The organism is Gimibacter soli, from assembly GCF_028463845.1.
Taxonomy (GTDB): Bacteria; Pseudomonadota; Alphaproteobacteria; order Sphingomonadales; family Kordiimonadaceae; genus Gimibacter; species Gimibacter soli.
Genome location: NZ_CP116805.1, coordinates 372132 through 391077 on the forward strand (window position 1 = coordinate 372132; position 18946 = coordinate 391077).

Annotated in this window: 14 protein-coding genes; 6 read left to right on the forward strand and 8 right to left on the reverse strand. The window is 61.7% G+C overall.

The window, feature by feature from the left end; translation table 11 throughout:
- Positions 1–11: 11 nt before the first annotated feature.
- The gene (gene rpmB, locus PH603_RS01730; RefSeq protein ID WP_289504196.1) at positions 12–302 is read left to right on the forward strand and encodes a 50S ribosomal protein L28; all 291 of its coding nucleotides are present in this window, start codon (positions 12–14) and stop codon (positions 300–302) included.
- Positions 303–394: 92 nt separating this feature from the next.
- Here the strand turns inward: rpmB and PH603_RS01735 are convergent, their stop codons facing one another.
- The 3 genes from PH603_RS01735 to cobS are packed head-to-tail and all read right to left on the reverse strand — an operon-like array spanning position 395 to position 4316.
- Complete coding sequence (locus tag PH603_RS01735; RefSeq protein WP_289504197.1) at positions 395–1435, reverse strand: esterase-like activity of phytase family protein; 1041 nt, start codon at positions 1433–1435, stop codon at positions 395–397.
- Positions 1432–3297 (reverse strand): cobaltochelatase subunit CobT, encoded by a 1866-nt coding sequence (cobT, locus tag PH603_RS01740; protein ID WP_289504198.1) that lies wholly within the window; start codon positions 3295–3297, stop codon positions 1432–1434. Before cobT ends, PH603_RS01735 begins: the two co-directional genes overlap by 4 nt.
- A gap of 20 nt (positions 3298–3317) precedes the next feature.
- On the reverse strand, positions 3318–4316 hold the full coding sequence (gene cobS, locus PH603_RS01745; protein ID WP_289504199.1) for a cobaltochelatase subunit CobS: 999 nt from the start codon (positions 4314–4316) through the stop codon (positions 3318–3320).
- 196 nt (positions 4317–4512) lie between these two features.
- On the opposite strand from cobS, the gene PH603_RS01750 reads away from it, so the two are divergent.
- From PH603_RS01750 to acnA, 3 genes are all read left to right on the forward strand, one after another.
- Positions 4513–4785 (forward strand): BolA family protein, encoded by a 273-nt coding sequence (locus PH603_RS01750; RefSeq protein WP_353507360.1) that lies wholly within the window; start codon positions 4513–4515, stop codon positions 4783–4785.
- A 74-nt stretch (positions 4786–4859) separates the two neighbouring features.
- The gene (locus PH603_RS01755; RefSeq protein ID WP_289504200.1) at positions 4860–5627 is read left to right on the forward strand and encodes a type 2 periplasmic-binding domain-containing protein; all 768 of its coding nucleotides are present in this window, start codon (positions 4860–4862) and stop codon (positions 5625–5627) included.
- A gap of 198 nt (positions 5628–5825) precedes the next feature.
- Positions 5826–8507: an aconitate hydratase AcnA gene (gene acnA, locus PH603_RS01760; RefSeq protein WP_289504201.1), complete on the forward strand. Its 2682-nt coding sequence runs from the start codon at positions 5826–5828 to the stop codon at positions 8505–8507.
- Positions 8508–8562: 55 nt separating this feature from the next.
- Here acnA and PH603_RS01765 read toward each other — a convergent pair whose 3' ends face one another.
- Positions 8563–9066, reverse strand: a complete 504-nt coding sequence (locus PH603_RS01765) for a PAS domain-containing protein (protein ID WP_289504202.1) — start codon at positions 9064–9066, stop codon at positions 8563–8565.
- 149 nt (positions 9067–9215) lie between these two features.
- On the opposite strand from PH603_RS01765, the gene PH603_RS01770 reads away from it, so the two are divergent.
- Positions 9216–9989, forward strand: coding sequence for a DUF1223 domain-containing protein (locus PH603_RS01770; RefSeq protein WP_289504203.1), 774 nt, complete (start codon positions 9216–9218; stop codon positions 9987–9989).
- A 251-nt stretch (positions 9990–10240) separates the two neighbouring features.
- The gene (locus tag PH603_RS01775; RefSeq protein WP_289504204.1) at positions 10241–12241 is read left to right on the forward strand and encodes a DEAD/DEAH box helicase; all 2001 of its coding nucleotides are present in this window, start codon (positions 10241–10243) and stop codon (positions 12239–12241) included.
- A 48-nt stretch (positions 12242–12289) separates the two neighbouring features.
- On the opposite strand, the gene PH603_RS01780 is transcribed toward PH603_RS01775, so the two are convergent.
- The 4 genes from PH603_RS01780 to gltB all read right to left on the reverse strand — a co-directional run bounded on the left by PH603_RS01780 (position 12290) and on the right by gltB (position 18944).
- Positions 12290–12613 carry a hypothetical protein gene (locus PH603_RS01780; RefSeq protein ID WP_289504205.1) on the reverse strand — a complete coding sequence of 108 codons (324 nt, stop codon included), beginning with the start codon at positions 12611–12613 and terminating at the stop codon, positions 12290–12292.
- Positions 12610–13656, reverse strand: coding sequence for a tRNA epoxyqueuosine(34) reductase QueG (queG, locus tag PH603_RS01785; RefSeq protein WP_353507434.1), 1047 nt, complete (start codon positions 13654–13656; stop codon positions 12610–12612). The genes PH603_RS01780 and queG overlap by 4 nt, the downstream gene beginning before the upstream one ends.
- 18 nt (positions 13657–13674) lie before the next feature.
- Positions 13675–14343, reverse strand: coding sequence for a glutathione S-transferase family protein (locus PH603_RS01790; RefSeq protein ID WP_289504207.1), 669 nt, complete (start codon positions 14341–14343; stop codon positions 13675–13677).
- Positions 14344–14429: 86 nt separating this feature from the next.
- Positions 14430–18944: a glutamate synthase large subunit gene (gene gltB, locus PH603_RS01795; protein ID WP_289504208.1), complete on the reverse strand. Its 4515-nt coding sequence runs from the start codon at positions 18942–18944 to the stop codon at positions 14430–14432.
- Positions 18945–18946 lie beyond the last annotated feature (2 nt).

The window sequence follows — 18946 nt, forward strand, 5'->3', positions numbered from 1 at the left end:
GGATAACGATCATGTCGCGCGTATGCGAACTTACCGGCAAGAAAGTAATGACCGGCAACAACGTGAGCCACGCTCACAACAAAACCCGTCGCCGTTTCCTGCCGAACCTCGTGCAAGCTACCCTGATTTCCGATGCCCTCGGCCGTTCCGTGTCCCTGCGCATCTCGACCCACGCCCTGCGTTCGGTCGAACACAATCATGGCCTCGACAACTTCCTCCTGAAGCAGCGCGATGCCAATCTCTCGCCCAAAGCCCAGAAGCTGAAGGCAGAGATCAAGAAGAAAGCCGCTGCTGCCGCCTGAGGGGTCAGCGAAGCAAGGCTTCCGTAATGAAGCGCCGCGAGGGGAAACCTTCGCGGCGTTTTCATTTTAGGGGTGAGGTGGCAGCCCGGTGCTCAGTCTTCGCGCAGGCGAAAGACAAGGAGGATCGTGCGCTGCAGGATGTTCAGATTGTCGTCTGAAATCATATAGACGATGGTGTTGCCGGCCTCATCGGTGCCGATATCAAGGCCTTCCATATTATCGACGGCGAGCGGCGGCACGAAGGTCGCCAGTTCTTCGCCTTCCATGGTGGCGCCCGGCTGGATCGTTTCGGCCTTGATGCGCACAAGCTTGGCGCCGATCCCGTCCATCTGGTTGAAACGGCGCATCAGCACAAGGATATCGCCGTTCGGCATCGTGGCTGCGTCGGTCGGCGCGTAATTGAGCGGCGGGCGGAAATAAAGCCGTTCGGTTGCCGTGGGGCCGATCAGGAAGGCGCGCAGGCGCCCTTCGGTATCCAGCCCGTTTTCAATGAAGGCCAGAAGCCGGGTGCGGTCCTGCATCCAGGCGATGGCTTCAAGCCCGCCATTATCGGACACACCCGCAAAATCGAGCTTCTTCATGCGGTCCGGCCACCAGCTGGTGCCGCCGGGCTCGCTGATATATTCGATCCGGTGCAGCCCTTCATAACCGACGAGATAACCAAGCGGGGCGCGCACCACGCTTTCGGAATCGGCGGCCTTGTCGGAAAGTGCCGTCACATCGGGCCGCGGGCGCTGCCAGATGATCGCGGGATCGGTGAAGGGCGCGGCTTCGTTTGAGGGGTCAAAGAAAGCCTCGAGCCACAGCCCCTTGTCGCTGAGCGAGCGGAAACGGAAAGCGCCGCGCGGCGATGGGTCGATCAGCAATGTCGAATAGCCGCCAAACTGCCAGTGCTCGGCCTTCAGGGTCCAGCCGGCGAGATAGTCGAGCTTGCCGACAGATTTGACCGACGGGTCCTTCGAATTCAGCGGGATCGGCGTGGTGACAAGATCGATCTTCTGGCCGAAGCTCCGGGTGATGGCGGGGCGTTCCTCGCGCGCCGCTACCTCGTCGCCCTTCATCAGCTTGCCGGCGACGGCGCCGACAGCGGCGACAAGCGCCAAACCGGCGATGGCAATATGACGCGCACTCACCGCCGCATCGCTCCGCGCGGGGTGGGGACAACCTCCTCAAAAAGGGCGGCAAGCTGCTCTGTCATGGCTCCTCCAAGCTGTTCGGCATCCAGAATAGTCACAGCTCTTTGATAATATCGTGTCACATCGTGGCCGATACCAATCGCAATCAGTTCCACGGGCGAGCGTTCCTCGATCCAGCGGATCACCTGCCGCAGGTGCTTTTCAAGATAGGTGCCGCTGTTGGCCGAAAGCGTGCTGTCGTCCACCGGGGCACCATCCGAGATCACCATCAGGATGCGGCGGTCTTCGGGCCGGGCGATCAGGCGGTTATGCGCCCAGAGGAGCGCTTCACCGTCGATATTCTCCTTCAGGAGCCCCTCGCGCATCATCAGGCCAAGGTTGCGGCGCGCCCGGCGGAGCGGCGTATCGGCCGTTTTATAAATGATGTGCCGAAGATCATTCAGGCGGCCTGGATTCTGCGGACGACCGGCGGTGAGCCATTCCTCGCGCGACTGGCCGCCCTTCCAGGCCTTGGTGGTGAAGCCCAGGATTTCGACCGCGACGCCACAGCGTTCCAGCGTGCGGGCCAGGATATCGGCGGAAATGGCGGCGATGGAAATGGGCCGTCCGCGCATCGAACCGGAGTTATCAATGAGGAGCGTGACAACCGTATCCTTGAAATCGGTATCGGATTCGAGCTTGTAGGAAAGCGGCTGCGTGGGGTTGGTGACCACACGCGACAGGCGCCCGGCATCAAGGATGCCTTCCTCAAGATCGAACTGCCAGTGACGGCGCTGCTGCGCCAGCAGGCGACGCTGCAAACGGTTGGCGAGCCGCGAAACGGCGCGCGACAGGTGCGCCATCTGCTGGTCGAGGTAGCGCCGCAGCCGGTCGAGCTCTTCCGTATCGCAAAGGTCTTCTGCACGGATCGTTTCGTCGTAGGCTGCGGTGTAGACTTCATAGAAGGCCGCATCGGTCAGTTCCTCGAGCGGACGATTGGGCCGCCACGGGATCGAGGATTCACGCCGGCCTTCCCCCGATTCGCTGGCCTCGCCTTCGGTGTCCTCGACCGCAGCGTCACCGTCGTCATCGCCCTCGGCGCTGTCTTCACCGTCGGATTCACCGCGTTCCGACCCTGCGGCCTCGTCGCCTTCGGCCTCTTCGGTATCGCCGCCCGGCTGTTCGGCGGCAGAAGCGGAGGCATCGTCGCCGCCATCCTCGTCGCGGTCCTCGAAATCATTCTCGCCGGGCGTATCACCCAGAAGTTCCGAAATCAGCGTGCGGGCAATCACCGAAGCCTTCTGCTGGTCGCCGATCCGCTCGGCAAGCTTGTCGAGATGGTGGCCAACCGCCGCCTCGATGAGCGGACGCAGGGTGGCGACCGATCCGTCAACCGAAAGCGGGGCTTCTTCCCCCGTCAGGCGTTCGCGCACCAGAAGGCCGACAACCGCCGCCATATGCGCCTTGGCATCCTCAGCCGGGCGGCCAAGGCCAGCCGCCAGCGCCCGCTTTTCGGCAAGGGCAGTGAGGTTCACCCCCATGCCGTCCATCCGGCGGCTGCCGATGGCCTCATAGCGGGCAGTTTCAACGCTATCGAAAATGGCGCGGGCAAGGCTGCCGGTCGGTGCCAGCCGCGCGTGCATCACCGGGTTATGGAACCGGTGGCGCAGCGAAAGCGCGTCAGCCACGCCCCGGATTTCGGCGATATCGCGGTCGGCGGCTTGGGCAGGCAGGTGCGGCAGGCGCATTTCACCGCCCGAAAGACCGGGATGATCGGCAACGAAGCGCACGGAAAGCCCCTTGTCTTCGGCAACCGCACGGGCGGTCGCCGCGACGGCGCTTTCAAAGGCTTCGATCTTCTTGCGGCTGTCGTCGGGCATGGTGGCGGGGTGCCCCTGACTTACATCCGGCGCACGGCGTTCGCAGCCGATTCCGGCAGATCCTGCCCGAAGGCGCGCTGGTAATATTCGGCGACGATGGTACGTTCGGCTTCATCGCATTTGTTGAGGAAGCTGACCCGGAAGGCAAAGCCCACGTCATCGAAAATGCGGGTATTCTGCGCCCACGAAAGCACCGTCCGCGGGCTCATGACCGTGGAAATATCCCCGGCGATGAAGCCTGCCCGGCTCATGTCTGCCACATGCACCATATTCGAGATCATGCGCTGGCCTTCTTCCGTCTGGAAGCCCGGCTCCTTCTTCAGGATGATTTCGGTTTCGATATCATGTTCCAGATAATTGAGGGTCGCGACGATGTTCCAGCGGTCCATCTGGCCCTGGTTGATCTGCTGCGTGCCATGATAAAGCCCGGTCGTATCGCCAAGCCCGATGGTGTTCGAGGTGGCGAAAATGCGGAAGGCCGGATGCGGGCGAATCACGCGGTTCTGGTCGAGAAGCGTCAGCTTGCCTTCAACTTCGAGCACGCGCTGGATCACGAACATCACATCCGGGCGGCCGGCATCATATTCATCGAACACGATGGCGCAGGGGTTCTGGAGCGCCCACGGCAGGATGCCTTCCTGGAACTCGGTGACCTGCTTGCCGTCCTTGAGGACGATGGCGTCCTTGCCGACAAGATCGATCCGGCTGATATGGCTGTCAAGGTTGACACGGATGGTCGGCCAGTTGAGGCGCGCCGCGACCTGCTCGATATGCGTCGACTTGCCTGTCCCGTGATAGCCCTGGATCATCACCCGGCGGTTATGGGCGAAGCCCGCGAGGATGGCGAGCGTGGTTTCCCGGTCGAACACATAGCTTTCGTCGATATCCGGCACATGCTCGCTTCTTTCCGAAAAGGCGGGCACAACAAGATTGCTATCGATCCCGAACGCGTCGCGGACTTTCACTTCGGTATCGGGCATCCGGAGGGGCGGGAGCAAATCGGCCGCATTGGCGGTCATGGAATCTTCCTTCATCTCACTATCAATTCGTCGGCCATTATAACACAGGCCTTTAACGGCACGGCGGGGACGCCTATATCTCTCGTGACAATCTCACCAGCCGTAACTCTCGGGCGCCAATGTCGCCCGGAGGACCGCAAGAAACAAGTCTTTCGTGAGAGGCGCGGCAAGAGGGCGCAGGGCAAGGAGTAAAGCAATGGGCGAGGTTTCGGACGCGATCATGGAAAAACTGTCGGCGGCACTGTCGCCGAAGGTTATCGATGTGATCAACCAATCGGAAATGCACAAGGGCCACTCGGGCTATTCGGACGGTGAAAGCCATTTCGCTGTGAAAATCGTCTCGGATATTTTCGAGGGCAAAAGCCGTCTGGCCCGCCAGCGGCTGGTGATGGACGCCCTGAAGGCCGAGCTTGCAGGCCCCCTGCATGCCCTGTCGATCGACGCGAAAACGCCGGCTGAAGCTGGCTGATTATCTCTTTTGCAACCCCTGATCATGTTCCCTATACTGCGGGAACAGTAGGCAGGATCGGGGGTCTGCAAAGATTGAAGAGCTGTTTCAAGTCTGTGCTGGCAGGGCTTCTCCTTGCCTGTTCGTTCGTCGCCAGCGCCGATGAGGCGATCATCATGTCCGGGCAGCAGATGCACGGCCTGTTGGGTGACGATGAAAATCTTCCCTATAACCGTCTTCTGGCGCGGCTGACGGAGGGCTTCGACCGGCCTGTCAAGCCGGCGGTGTTGCCCGGCTATCGCGGCGTCCGCGACTGGCAGGATGGCCGCACCCAATGCTATTTTGGTACCATCAGCGTGGAAGATCACCAGATGGTGCCGGGCTTCAACATGCCTGCCGAAAAATGGGCCAAGATCCTTTTTTCCCGCCCCTTCAACCTCATGAAGGTCCATGTGATGTCTGTGCCCGGATCCGTACCGGTCACGAACGCAGAAGAGTTGCTCGGCAGGTCCGTGGCGGTCGACCAGATCCTGTTTTTCGACCTCGCCAACCATTCCTCCATGCCCAAAGTGGCACGGCTCGTCAAATCGCCGACCTTTGTGGAATCGCTCAATCTCCTGCTCGCCGGCCGGGTCGAGCACACGATCGTTTATGACAATGACGCCGCCATCTATCTGGATGCGAACTCGACGGCCCGGTTCGCCTATGATCCGTCCTTTGCATTGCTCGCTTTCGAAGAAAGTGTGACCTGCTGGCCCGGGGACGGCATGGAGGCTTTTATCGCGCATATCGACCGCCGCATTACCGAGCTCGAAGCATCCGGCGAGCTTGATCTTTACACGCCCCGTCTCGACCGCGATTGACGCCCTATCGACCCCGATTGTCTTGAAGGCCACAGAGCCGGAAATTTTTGGCAAGTTTGTGCCGGTAATCGGGAGTCTTTGTTGCAATTGGCCATGGGTTGGGCGATAAGGCACTGATTTCAGGGCTGGCCGGGCGGATTCGCCCAGAATCCCTTACGGGCCGAGCCTTCCTGTCCCCATTGATGGAGGTCCTTTTCCATGTCCCATCCGCGTCTTGATACCCTCGGTACGCGCCGCAAACTTAAGGTCGGCGACAAGTCTTACGACATTTTCAGCCTCAAGGCCGCTGCCGAGAAAGTCGGCGATGTGAGCCGCCTGCCCTACACGCTCAAGGTTCTCCTTGAAAACCTGCTGCGCTACGAAGATGGCACCACGGTCAAAACCGCGGACATCCAGGCGCTCGTCGACTGGCAGAAGACCCGGAAAAGCACCCACGAGATCGAATATCGCCCGGCCCGCGTGCTGATGCAGGATTTCACCGGCGTTCCGGCCGTTGTGGACCTTGCGGCCATGCGCGACGCGATGAAATCGCTCGGCGGCGACCCGAAGAAGATCAACCCGCTGGCCCAGTGCGACCTCGTCATCGACCACTCGGTGATGGTGGACAAGTTCGGCACCCAGATGGCGTTCAAACAGAACGTGGATCTCGAGATGGAGCGCAATAACGAGCGCTACGAGTTCCTGCGCTGGGGCCAGAACAGCCTTGATAACTTCTCGGCCGTACCGCCCGGCACCGGCATCTGCCACCAGATCAATGTCGAATATCTGGCGCAAACGGTCTGGACCACCGATGAAGACGGCGTGACCTTCGCTTACCCCGACACCTGTGTCGGCACCGACAGCCACACCACCATGGTGAACGGCCTTGCGGTTCTCGGCTGGGGCGTGGGCGGGATCGAGGCCGAAGCTGCCATGCTCGGCCAGCCGGTTTCGATGCTGATCCCCGAAGTTGTCGGCTTCAAGCTGACCGGCAAGCTGAAGGAAGGCATCACCGCGACCGATCTCGTGCTGACCGTCACCCAGATGCTGCGCGCCAAGGGCGTGGTCGGCAAGTTTGTGGAATTCTACGGCAACGGCCTTGACGAACTGACCATCGCCGACCAGTCGACGATCGCCAACATGGCCCCGGAATACGGCGCCACCTGCGGCTTCTTCCCGATCTCGGCCCAGACGCTGAATTACCTGCGTTTCACCGGCCGTTCGGACGCAACCGTGGCCCTCGTCGAGGCCTATGCCAAGGAACAGGGCATGTGGCGCGACAGCTCGACCCCCGAGCCGGTCTTCACCGACACGCTCGAACTTGATATCTCGACCGTCGTTCCCTCGCTCGCCGGCCCCAAGCGCCCGCAGGACCGTGTGGAACTGACCGGCGTTGTTCAGGGCTTCTCGAAAGTCCTCGAAGCCGCTGGCAAACTTTCCGACACCAAGGAATATGCGGTTGAAGGCGAAAGCTTCACCCTGAAGCAAGGCCATGTCTGCATCGCCGCCATCACGAGCTGCACCAACACCTCGAACCCGGGCGTGCTGATTGCTGCCGGCCTTGTCGCCAAGAAAGCGCACGAGCTTGGCCTGAAGCGCAAGCCTTGGGTGAAAACCTCGCTCGCACCCGGCTCGCAGGTCGTGACCGACTATCTCGCCAAGGCGGGCCTCACCGAGCATCTCGATGCGCTCGGCTTCAACCTCGTTGGTTATGGCTGCACCACCTGTATCGGTAACTCGGGTCCGCTTGATGAGCCGATCTCGAAGTCGATCAACGGCAACGACCTCGTTTGCGCGTCGGTCCTTTCGGGCAACCGTAACTTCGAAGGCCGCGTGAGCCCGGACCTGAAGGCCAACTATCTGGCCTCGCCGCCGCTCGTTGTGGCTTATGCCATCGCCGGTTCGATCCTGACCGACATCACCAAAGAGCCGGTCGGCACCTCGAAAGACGGCAAGCCGGTTTACCTGAAGGACATCTGGCCGACCAATCAGGAAGTCCATGATGCCATCGCCAAGTCGCTGACCCGCGAAATGTTCATCGAACGCTATTCGAACGTGTTCGAAGGCACCCCCGAATGGCAGGCCATTCCGGTGGCCGAGGGCGAAACCTACGACTGGAACAACAAGTCGACCTACGTCCAGCATCCGCCCTACTTCCAGGGCATGAGCCAGACGCCGGGCGAAATCCACGACATCAAGGGTGCCCGCCCGCTCGCCATCCTCGGCGACAGCATCACCACCGACCACATCAGCCCCGCAGGCTCGATCAAGGCGGCAAGCCCCGCCGGCAAGTATCTGCAGGAACATGGTGTGGCCGTGGCGGACTTCAACAGCTATGGCTCGCGCCGTGGCAACCATGAAGTGATGATGCGCGGCACCTTCGCCAACATCCGTCTGCGCAATGAAATGGCGCCGGGCACTGAAGGCGGCTGGACCACGCACTATCCCTCGGGCGAAGTGATGTCCATCTATGATGCCTCGATGCAGTATCAGGATGCCGGTATTCCGCTCGTCGTTGTCGGCGGCAAGGAATATGGCACCGGCTCGTCGCGCGACTGGGCTGCCAAAGGCACCAACCTTCTCGGCGTCAAGGCTGTGATCGTGGAAAGCTTCGAGCGTATCCACCGTTCGAACCTCGTTGGCATGGGCGTCCTGCCGCTGCAGTTCAAGGACGGCATGACCCGCGAAACGCTCGGCCTCAAAGGCACCGAAACGTTCGATATCACCGGCATCGAAGGCAATATCACCCCGCGTCAGGACGTGGATGTGACCATCACCTTCGCCGATGGCACCACGAAAGCCATCAAGGTTCTGTGCCGCATCGATACCGCGAACGAAGTGGAATATTACCGCCACGGCGGCATCCTGCACTTCGTTCTCCGGAACCTTGCTGCCGCCTGATCAGGCGCACAAACGCAATCATCAGAAAGGCCGCCTCCGAGCGGCCTTTTTCATGTCATTCGCTGAAAGCCCGGACAGTTGGGCGCTGGCGGAAAAACGAGTAAAGGAAAGTGATACGGCCTTCGCTGTCCATCACCGGCAGGTCAAGCACATGCAGGGCGGCATGTTCCCGTCCCTCGAACGGCACGATCCCCTCGACCCGGCCATAAACGCCGCCGGCCCTGATCGCACCGAAATGCCCGTGGAAATCAGGAAAGACGATCCCAGGCACGGTCGAGAAATTGCCGCCCGCGCGGATAAGCCCGCCGAAAATCTCGGCGGCACGCTGGCCCACCAGCTTGAATTTCAGATCACCACTTTCAAGGATTTCCGACACGATCATTGAATCGTGCCAGCCGCCGAAATCGCGAAAGCCGAGATCGCGGCGCCGCGGCACGCTGCCATCGGCCTTCAGCCAGCGCTGGACAGGCGCGTGATAGGGCGCCAGAAACGGGTTGGTTTCGTAGTCGCCAAGTTCGGCCAGTGGCCGTACTTGCGCACGAAAGGATGCCGGTTCCATAAATCAGCCTCAGTCTTCCGGCTCAGAATTGCACCACGACCCCATCTGCCAATCTACATGAATCACGAAAGCGTCACAATCACCCATGGAACCGAACCCTCACACACTGGTGATTCGCAAGTGACGCAGGCTTTGCATAGGTTGGGCGCATGAAAGCCATGTATCGTATCCGTCGTATCCTTCGTGCCGCCGCCTGTGCGGGCCTTGCCGTCACCGCGACCGCAGCCACCCTGCCTGCCGCTGCGGAAGGCCCCTCGCCCACCGTTGTTGAGCTTTTCACGAGCCAGGGTTGCTCGTCCTGCCCGCCGGCGGACGCGGCCCTTGCCTCGCTGCGCGATCATCCGGATATCCTGACGCTTACCTGGCCCGTCGACTACTGGGACAGGCTCGGCTGGCAGGACACTTTCGCCGAACCCAACAATGCCGTGCGCCAGACCGCCTATAACAAGCGCCTTGGCCGTGGCGGCGTCTATACGCCCCAGATGGTGTTCGACGGCGTTGATGAATGCGTGGGGTCGGACCGCACCCATATCCGTGACCTTCTGGAGAAACTGAAGGCCGGCCAGCAAACGCATGTCCCTGTCGCCCTGAAAGCGAACGGCGATGATCTTACCGTGGATTTGCCGGCCACCGAGACGGGCGCGGAAATCGCCGTCCGGCTCGTCTGGTATCTGTCCGACGCCACGGTTGAAATCGGTGACGGCGAGAATGCGGGCCGCACGCTTCATTATACGAATGTGGTGCGCGGCAGCGATATCATCGCCGACTGGAAGGGCGATGCCCGCCAGCTGAAACTTGACCTTGCTGCCGGCCGGGCGCTCGGCGCGGATCATGCCGCCATCCTTCTGCAGAAGGGCTATGGGCACGGGCCGATTGTGGGTTCGGCCAGCATTGAAATTGCCGCCCCTGCAGCCAATCCTTGACATCGGCGGCTGATTCCGTCATAAGCCGCCGCGGCGACAATGACCGGCCCAATGAGGGGCTGGCTAAAAGACCGGGCCGTTATCCGGTTTTTCATTTGAACGATGTTTCCGTGCGACGAGCGCACAGGTCCTGTCAGTGGCCCCAACGAGTGGGCGTCTTTCCGGTCCCGGCGAAATAGAGTTCCCGCCAATTTGGACCGGCGCTGGACAAAAGTTTCCACGCCATAGAGAAGAAAAAGACAGGACAAGCCATGAGCGATTTTACCTCGCTGGGCCTGGCTGCGCCTTTGCTGCGCGCCGTGGAAGCCCAGGGTTACACCACTCCGACCGCCATTCAGACCGAAACCATTCCGGCCCTGATGGAAGGCCGCGACCTGATCGGTATTGCCGAAACCGGCGGCGGCAAGACCGCTGCATTCGTACTGCCGCTTCTTGAGAAGCTGGTTGCCGAAGACAAGCGCGCCATGCGCATGATGCCGCGCGCGCTGATCCTTGCGCCTACCCGCGAACTTGCCAAGCAGATCAACGATGCGATCCGCGACCTGGCCAAATTCGTCAAGATCCGCACCTGCGCCATCTATGGCGGCGACAGCTACCGCACCCAGATCGCCTTCCTCGAGCGCGGCGTCGACATCCTTGTCGCGACCCCCGGCCGCCTGATCGACCATATGAAGCGCGGCACCGTGTGGCTCGATGACTGCCACACCTTCATTCTCGATGAAGCCGACCGCATGCTCGACATGGGCTTCCTTGATGACGTGCGTGCCGTTGCCGGCAAGATGCCGCAGGAACACCAGGCCGTCATGTTCTCGGCCACCATGTCGGACGAAATCCGTGCGCTGACCGAAAGCCTCCTCGAAAACCCGCATGAAGTATCGATCGAGCGCACCACGCTGGTGGCAGACGCTGTCGAACACCGCGCGCTCTTCACCACCAAGGGCGACAAGCCGAAGCTGCTGCTTCACCTCATCGACCGAGAAGAAGCAAGCCGCGTGATCGTGTTCGTGCGTACCAAGGCGCAGGCTGACGAGATCGCCGATTTCCTGAACGACAACGACTTCGCGGCGGATTCGCTGCATGGTGACAAGAAACAGCGCGAGCGCGAGCGCACCATCCGTTCGTTCAAGACCGACCGCTTCTCCTATCTTGTGGCCACCGACGTTGCAGCCCGCGGGCTGGACGTGAAGGACGTGACCCATGTGATCAACATGGACACCCCGATCGACCCCGAAGCCTATGTTCACCGCGTTGGCCGTACTGGTCGTGGCGGCGCCTCGGGCAAGGCCTTCACCATGGTTGACCGTGGCGAGTTCGGCCTGCTGCGTGCGATCGAACGCCTGATCGGTGCAACGCTTGAAACCGATAGCGATCACCCGTTCGAGCTGGTCATCGACAAGTCGAAAGGCCCCAAGAAAAGCTTCAAGAAAGACGGCTACAAGCGCGACGGTTTCCGCAAGGATGGCCCGCGCCGCGACTTCAAACCGCGCGGTGACCGTTTTGGCGGCGAAAAGCGCGAGTACAAGCCGCGTGAAGACCGCTTCGGTGGCGAAAAGCGTGAATGGAAGCCGCGCGAAGATCGCGACGAAGGCCAGAAGCGCGAGTGGAAGCCCCGCGAAGACCGTTTTGGCGGCGAGAAACGCGAGTGGAAACCGCGTGAGGACCGCTTCGAAGGAGGCAAACGCGACTTCAAACCCCGCGAGGACCGCTTTGACGGCGAGAAGAAGCCTTACCAACGCCGTGAAGACGGTTTTGAAGGCGGTAAACGCCCGTTCAAGGACCGCGAAGACCGTTTCGGCGGTGAAAAGCGCGAGTTCCGTGGCCGTGACGACCGCAATGGCGGCGAAAAACGCGAATACCGCAAGCGTGATGACCGCGATGGCGGTGAAAAGCGTGAGTGGAAGCCCCGCGAAGACCGCTTCAGCGGCGAGAAGCGCGATTTCAAACCCCGCGGCGAGCGTTCGTTCGACAAGCGCGACGGTGAGAAACGCGGCTTTGGCAAGCGTGAGGGTGGCTTCGAAAAACGCGAAGGCGGTTTCGAGAAGCGCGAGCGCGGTGAGCGCACCGAGCGTCCGGCCCGCGTAATGTCGGATGCCGAATTCCGCGCCAAGCCGCGCGGCAACGGTGCCGAGCGCCGTGCCGAGCGTGACGCTGCCAAGGCGAAGGGCGCACCGACCCGTCGCAAGGCTGCTCCGGCGAAAGCCGATTTTGCCAAGAAGGGCGGTTACGCGCCCCTGAAACGCCGCGCCGGCTGAGTGCCCTAACAGACCTCAGCTATCGAGCGCGCGACAAAGGCGCCCCGGTCACCTGACCGCGGGCGCCTTTGTCGCGTTGGCCGCCGTTCCGGGGAGCAGATCGAACTTCGCCCCAAAGAGCGGCGATCGGAAAATACCAACGCGAACGTCGTACCCCGGCTTCACAAAGAAGGGCACCAGCGTCTCGATCACCCGTTCTTCGCCGTTATCGAACCGCACCTTGATGGCGCGCAGGCCGCGGGCGTCCAGATCCTCTGTCGAGACAACAACAGCATGGATCACCATCGTGGGCTCCGTCGGCACCCGGCTGCCCCAGTAAACAACCGCCCCAAGGGCCGCGAGCACCAGCATCGCAATCTGCAATTTCTTCATGAGTTTTCCCCCTCCAGTTCCTTCACTGCCCAGCGGGCGGCATCCGCCACCACTTCCGCCGGGTCATTTTCCAACTCTTTGGCCTTCGGCAGCAGGCTTGCGTCCCCCGAATTACCGGCGGCGACCAGCACGTTCCGGACGAACCTGTCGCGCCCGATCCGTTTGATCGGGCTGCCGGCAAACACCTGCCGGAAGCCAGCGTCATCAAGCTCGATAAGGTCCGCGAGGCGCGGGGCGGCCAGTTCCACCCGCGCGTGATAGCCCGCCTCGCGCGCCACACTTGCAAACTTGTTCCAGGGGCAGGCGGCAAGGCAATCGTCGCAGCCATAGATGCGGTTGCCCATCGCCTTTCTGAATTCTTCCGGGATCGGTCCCTTGTGTTCGATCGTCAGGTAGCTGATGCAGCGCCGCGCATCGATCTTGCCCGGCGCCGTGAAGGCTTCCGTCGGGCAGGCCTCAAGGCAGGCCGTGCAGGCGCCGCAGTGATCCTTGTGGGGTGTGTCTTCGCCGAGCATCATATCGGTGAGGATGGCGCCGAGGAAAAGCCAACTGCCAAACTCACGCGAGACAAGATTTGTGTGCTTGCCCTGCCAGCCGAGCCCGGCCTGCGCCGCCAGCGGCTTTTCAGCCACCGGGGCGGTGTCCACAAACACCTTGAGCCCGCAGCCATAGCGTTCCCCCATCCAGCGGCCGAGTGCTTTCAGGCGGCTTTTGACGATATCATGGTAATCCTTACCCCGCGCATAGACCGAGATATTGCCGTGGGTTGGATGATCGAGCAGCGTTCGCGGATCGGTCTTCGGGGCATAATTCATGGCGAGCATCACGGCCCCCTTCGCCCCGTCCCAAAGGTTTGCGGGCGTCAGCCGTTCCTCGATCCTGTCCTTCAGCCAGTCCATGCTGCCCTGGCGGCCATCGGCCACGAAGGCCAGGAGCCCTTCGCGCACCGCAGCCGTGGTTTCTGCGCGGGTGAAACCAACGGCATCAAAGCCGAGAGACTTCGCCTGCACGATGATTTCGGACCGGACGACTTCTGGCGATATGTCAACCGCCCGAGGCACTTAGAAATCCAATTGGTCGTAATGTTTGGGGGGCAGGATACCACCGACCCGGTCGGACAGGAGCGTGCGCACAGCGCGGCGGCCTTTCACACGCATGTACCAGTCTTTGGCTTCGGGCCAGTCTTCCCAGACGATGTCGCCGAAATAATCGATGACGCTGATATGCGCCACCGCCGCCGCGTCCGCCATCGAATAGCGGTTGCCGGCCAGATAATGGCGGCGCTCGGCCAGATGGCCGATGTAGCGCATGTGGATTTTCAGGTTATGCGAGGCGCAGCGGATGGCTTCGCTGTCGGGTTCCCCCATGCCGAGGAAACGCTTGTTCAGCTTTTCCTGCACGGTGAGGCGCGTCACCTCGGTCCCGAGCTTGGTATGGAACCAGCCGGTCAGGCGGCGCATCTCGGCGCGTTCCTCGGCGGTGCCATCCAGAAGGGTCGGCGACGGGACCGATTCTTCCAGATATTCGGCAATCGCCATGGTGCCGGCGAGTGTCGCGCCATTATCAAGGACAAGCACCGGCACCTCGCCCGCAGGATTGAGCTGCAGGAAAGCGGGACGGCGCTCCCAATCCTTCTCGAGGCGGAGTTCAAAATCGATCCGCTTCTCGGCAAGCATCAGGCGGATGAAGCGGGCGGCAGGGCTTAGCCAATGGTGATACAGGACAGGCATAACGCCCTTCATATCGCATGAAAAAAAGGCCGCCAATCGGAATCGGCGGCCTCAAGTGGGGGACTAGAAAAGGATTGGCCCGATCATCAGGCCACGGCCTCCGCCGTATCGGCCTCGGGCGCGAGCGGGACCTCGAGCCTTGAGACCATCTCTTTCGGCACAACCATCCAGAATCGGCCGAGTTTCGCTTCCCAGTTCGAGAGGATGGTGGCGCCCCAGCGGGAGCCGGCCTCGCGAACATGGTCTTCGATCATCCCCTTGAGGCGCGCCTCGTATTCAGGATGTTCGACCCGGTGCAGAAGGACGGTGTCCGGATTGATGAATTCATCAAGCATGTTCATCTCGTCATAGACATAGGCGAGACCACCGGTCATGCCGGCGCCGAAGTTTTCGCCCACCGGCCCGAGGATGACAGCCGTGCCGCCGGTCATATATTCGCAGCCGTTGGCACCACAGCCTTCAACCACGACCTCGGCCCCCGAGTTGCGGACAGCGAAGCGTTCGCCCGCCTGGCCCGCAGCGTAAAGCTTGCCGGCAGTGGCACCGTAAAGGACGGTGTTGCCGATGATCGTGTTGTCGCGCGCTGTGATGCCGGACCGGTTCGACGGGCGCACCACGATGGTGCCGCCCGAAAGGCCCTTGCCGACATAGTCGTTGGCGTCGCCGGAGACGACAATCTTCAGGCCCTGCACCGCGAAGGCACCAAGCGACTGACCGGCCGAACCGCGCAGGCGCACGGTCACATGATCGGGCTTCAGGCCGAACATGCCGAATTTGCGGGTGATCTCGCTCGAGAAGCGGGTACCGACCGCGCGGTGCGTGTTCTGCACCGAATAGGTCAGCTGCATCTTCTCGCCGCGGCTGAACACGGCAGCCGCATCCTCGAGCATGCGGGCATCGAGGCTGTCCGGCACCGGATTGCGGCCTTCCATCGTGCAGATGGTGCGCTCGTGACGGCCACCGACCTGCACCAGGAGCGGGTTGAGATCGAGGTCATCAAGGTGCGCGGCACCACGGCTGACCTGATGGAGCATATCGGTGCGACCGATGATGTCCTCAAGCTTCTCGACCCCGAGGGTGGCAAGAATTTCGCGCACTTCCTCGGCGATGAAGCTGAAGAGGTTGACAACCTTGTCGGCGGTGCCGGTGAATTTCTGGCGCAGCGCATCATCCTGCGTGCACACGCCCACGGGACAAGTGTTTGAATGGCACTGGCGCACCATGATACAGCCCATGGCGACAAGGGACGCTGTGCCCACACCATATTCCTCGGCACCGAGCATCGCGGCCATCACAACGTCGCGGCCCGTGCGGATGCCGCCATCGGTCCTGAGCTTCACGCGGTGGCGCAGGCCGTTGAGCGTGAGCACCTGATTGACCTCGGCGAGGCCGATTTCCCACGGCGTGCCGGCATATTTGATGCTCGTCTGCGGGCTCGCACCCGTACCGCCCGAATGGCCGGCGACAAGGATCACGTCGGCATGCGCCTTGGCGACACCGGCAGCAATCGTGCCGATCCCGGCCGACGACACCAGCTTCACGCACACCTTGGCGCGCGGGTTGATCTGTTTCAGGTCATAGATGAGCTGGGCCAGATCCTCGATCGAATAGATGTCATGGTGCGGCGGCGGCGAGATGAGCGTCACCCCCGGCGTGGCATGACGGAGCCGCGCGATCATTTCCGTGACCTTGAAGCCCGGCAGCTGGCCGCCCTCGCCCGGCTTGGCGCCCTGGGCGATCTTGATTTCCAGCTCCTCGCAGGCATTCAGATATTCAGCCGTCACACCGAAGCGGCCAGAGGCCACCTGCTTGATCGGGCTGTTGGCATTGTCGCCATTATCATAGGGCTTGTAGCGCTTCTGGTCCTCGCCGCCCTCGCCCGACACCGACTTGGCGCCGATGCGGTTCATGGCGATGGCGAGCGTTTCGTGCGCTTCAGGCGACAGCGCACCGACCGACATGCCGGGGGTCAGGAACCGCTTGCGGATCTGGGTGATGCTCTCGACCGATTCGAGCGCGATGCCCGTATCCGGCCGGCGGAAATCGAGAAGATCGCGCAGGTTCAACGGCGGCAAGCTGCCAAGGCCCTTCGAATAGGTCAGATATTTGGCGTAATTGTCGTCCGTCACTGCGGTCTGCAACAGGTGAATGAGCTGGCCATCGAAGGCATGCAGCTCGCCGTCGCGGCGGAAGCGATAGAGCCCGCCGACCGGCAGCGCTGCCACATCCTCCTGGAATGCCTTTGCATGCTGCTCCAACACCTTCTGTTGAACGCCTGCGAGGCCGATCCCCGAAATTTTCGACGGCATGCCGGGGAAAAACTCGGCCACCAGCGAACGCGAAAGCCCCAGCGCCTCGAAATTATAACCGCCCCGATAGCTCGAGATGATCGAGATGCCCATTTTCGACAGGATCTTCAGAAGACCCTGATCGATGGCATCGCGGGCACGGACGAGACATTCATCAAGTCCCATATCGCCAAAGATGCCCTTGGCGTGACGCTCGGCAACCGCATCCTGCGTGAGGTAGGCGTTGATCGTGGTGGCACCCGAGCCGATCAGCACAGCGAAATAATGGGTGTCCATACATTCAGCCGAGCGCACATTGAGGCTGGTGAAGGTACGCAGACCATTTTTCACAAGATGCGTATGCACACCGGCGGTCGCCAGAATCATCGGCACCGGAGCGCGTGTCTCGTTGATAAATTCATCGGTCAGGAAGATATGGGCACGGCCTTCGCGCACGGCTTCCTCTGCCTCGCGGCGGATACGGTCGATGGCGGCCTTCAGCGCACCCGGGCCTTCGTCCACACCGAAGGTGCAGTCGATCACCTGGGCTGTTTCGCCGAAATGCTCGATCACCGCATTCCATTCGCGGTTGGTCATCACCGGGCTGTCCAGCACCAGCGCGCCCGCCTGCGTGTGGCCGGCATCCAGCACGTTATTGAAGTTGCCGAAACGCGTTTTCAGGCTCATCACCCGGTATTCGCGCAAACTGTCGATCGGCGGGTTGGTCACCTGGCTGAAATTCTGGCGGAAGAAATGCGCAAGGTTCCGGTATTTGGACGACAGCACGGCAAGCGGCGTGTCATCGCCCATCGAACCGATGGCTTCCTTCTTGTCCGCCACCTGCGGGTGGAGGATCAGCTCGATATCCTCGTGCGTGACGCCCGCCGCCACCTGGCGGCGCTTCAGGTCCTGCCCCTTGTAAAGCGACAGGGGCGCCTCGGGGCCACGGTAGCCCGGCAGGTCCTCGATGGACTTGATGTCCTTCACCCACTCCTCGAACGGCTGGCTGGCGGCCAGTTTGTCCTTGATCTCGCGGTCGTGGTAGAAACGGCCTTCCTCAAGGTCGAGGGCAATCATCTGGCCCGGCCCCAAGCGGCCTTTCTCGCGCACACTTTCTTCCGGGACAACTACCATGCCGGCTTCCGAACCGACGATCAGGAGGTCGTCGGACGTCAGCGTGAAACGCATGGGGCGAAGGCCGGCGCGGTCAAGCCCCGCGATCACCCAGCGCCCGTCGGTGCAGGCAAGAGCGGCCGGGCCGTCCCACGGCTCCATCACCGAGTTCGTGTAAGCATACATGGCGCGGTGCGCTTCGGGCATCACGCCCTTCTTGGACCAGGCTTCGGGCACCAGCATGGTTTTCACCATCGGCGCGATCCGGCCGGCGCGCACCATCACCTCGAACACGGCATCAAGCGCTGCCGAATCCGATGCACCGTGCGGGATCACCGGCTTGATGTCTTCCGAGTGGTCGCCAAACGCGATGCCGGCCATGCGGATCTGGTGGCTTTTCATCCAGTTGGTGTTGCCGCGGATCGTGTTGATCTCGCCGTTGTGTGCCAGCATGCGGAACGGCTGCGCGAGCCACCACTGCGGGAAGGTGTTTGTCGAATAGCGCTGGTGATAGATCGCGAAGGACGACACGAAAAGATCGTCGTTCAGATCGGGATAGAAGGTCGAAAGCTGCTCGGCAAGGAACAGGCCCTTATAGATGATCGAGCGGCACGACAGCGAACAGATATAGAAGTCCGGCACCTGCGCGGCGATAGCCGCCTTTTCGATGCGGCGGCGGATAACATAAAGCTCGCGCTCGAAATCGTCGTCATTCAGGCCCTTCGAATTGGCGATCATGATCTGTTCGATTTCGGGGCGCGTGGCTTCGGCCTTCGGGCCGATCACGCCGGTATCCACCGGCACCTGACGCCAGCCATAGATGGTGTAGCCGAAATTCAGGATCTCGGTTTCAACGATGGTGCGGCACACTTCCTGCGCCGACTGGTCGATACGCGGCAGGAAGACCATGCCGACGGCGATCTTGCCGACGATAGCGTCATGCCCCGTGGCGCGCACATGCTGGCGGAAAAATTCCTGCGGGATTTCGACATGGATACCGGCGCCGTCGCCGGTCTTGCCGTCGGCGTCCACAGCGCCCCGGTGCCAGATGGCCTTCAGGGCTTCGATGCCCTTGAGGACAACATCACGGCGCGGGCGGCCATCGATAGCCGCGATAAGGCCGACGCCGCAGCTCGAATGCTCGTCGACGGGATCATAAAGGCCAACGGGGCCGGGGACATGTTCGTTATAGATTTGCATTG